Source organism: Borrelia persica No12 (genome assembly GCF_000500045.1).
GTDB lineage: Bacteria > Spirochaetota > Spirochaetia > Borreliales > Borreliaceae > Borrelia > Borrelia persica.
In genome coordinates this window covers 1-1,299 of the sequence record NZ_AYOT01000018.1, presented here as the reverse complement: position 1 = coordinate 1,299, position 1,299 = coordinate 1, and the positions used below count along the sequence as shown (strand labels likewise).

Sequence of the window (1,299 nt, the reverse complement as noted above, 5' to 3'; positions counted from 1 at the left end):
TTTCCTTGCAAAGCGAGAATTCAAACTCTTCATCCTTAATTGCATTCTTTCTTCTTTAATTCTTCTCTCTTTTGCCTCATGTTCAACCCAATCCTCAATACCCTTATCCGCCCCATATCTTCTTTGAAATTCTTTAAATTCACGATCCATTTTCTCTATATCAGCATCAACCTGATCCATAAACGCTTCCATATCCATTTCTTCTTCTCTAAAACCTTTCTTTTTTTTAGGAAATTTAATATATTTCATCATAAATAAGACTCTCTTAATAGTAATAAGATACTATACTAGTATAACAAATAAAAGAGATAGCAACAATTATTCGTTACTCTCTCTTATCAAAGACATTTATCATACAGTTATACAAATTGTACACATCATATAATTATATCTTAAAAGATATAAATAAAAACAACTTTCTACAAAGTTACCTAATATATTATTAGTATTACTGTGTAAAAGAAATATCAATTAAACATAATAGTATTGATATAAAGATAAACATAACGACATACAATTAAACAAAAATAATCAACAAAACTCTCAACAAATTCAACTAAATTAACTTATGATTAAATGGTTGAAACAACTTAATACAAAGTAGTTATGCATATAATAAAATAACAAAATATTTGCCCAACATCACAAACACTTGTGCTCAAAATATGACACAGCAAGAGTAGTAACAATCGTCAAAGATGAAACTAACTGTCCCTTAAATCCTAATCTACTCTCAATCAAAGTCAATTTATATTTCACTTGTACTAAATCACTCTTAAACAGTCTCTACCTTATCATCAAGTTTATCTATCTTTTAATTCAAATCAATTTTGAGCATACTTATCTTATCATCTCAGAAATGAAAGTTATCCATCATCCTATCTTGAAGAAAATCAAATTTTTCTTCAAGAACATAATAACTGATAATCTGCCTATCAAATACCCTCACTATGATAATCTTTTAACTCTCTCAGATTTAACTGAATTCTTAACTACTTGTCCATCATACACCTACTCTTTTAATGCAACACTCATATTTATAACCTCAATGATTGCTTTAATTTCTAATATACTCTACTTAATTATCACACATGAAATAAATGCACTATCGGGAATAAAAGAATAAGACCAACAACAAAAGTTATTGGTCTTATTCATGATGTAACACAAAAACGATAATAAATTATGCTTTTGTGTACAAATAATATTATACAACAATATTTAAAAAAGTCAATCGATTTTCTCTATTGTCTCTAAATTTTTTTCATATATTTTTTAGTTAGCCATTCTAAATCCCAT

Annotated in this window: 1 protein-coding gene; it reads right to left on the bottom strand. The window is 26.8% G+C overall.

Features of this window, described 5'->3' with window-relative positions; all coding sequences use genetic code 11:
• On the bottom strand, positions 1-252 hold a 252-nt coding region (locus tag U881_RS0100340), incomplete at its 3' end, for a hypothetical protein (protein WP_024652897.1).
• Between the last annotated feature and the right edge of the window lie 1,047 nt (positions 253-1,299).